A 311-nucleotide genomic window follows, 5' to 3' on the forward strand; every position below is an offset into this window, starting at 1 on the left:
CTTCATTGTGAAGGATAAGCTGGTGGAATGGAATGGCCGGCCGGTACGTATCGAGATTGCCGTGGATGTGGGAAATCATCTGATCGGTGATTATACGACTACCGCCAAATACCACATGGAGACAGTAATGCTTGAGAGTCTGCGGACGCTGAACAGTGCGGAGGACCTGGAGTCGGGAATTACCCGTATACTGGAACTGATCACACGCTTCTACGATGGATGCCGGTATTATATTATTGAGATTGACCGTGAACGCGGATATGCCCATAACACCTATGAATGGTGCAGGGAAGGGATTCCTTCTCAGAAAG

At 49.2% G+C, this 311-nt stretch carries 1 pseudogene; it reads left to right on the forward strand.

Annotation, left to right across the window (positions count from 1 at the left end):
• Positions 1–311 (forward strand): annotated as a pseudogene (locus NE473_RS30855) (sensor domain-containing diguanylate cyclase); the annotation flags it as partial.

Origin of the sequence: Hungatella sp. SL.1.14 (assembly GCF_024460495.1) — a bacterium.
Classification (GTDB): domain Bacteria; phylum Bacillota; class Clostridia; order Lachnospirales; family Lachnospiraceae; genus Hungatella; species Hungatella hathewayi.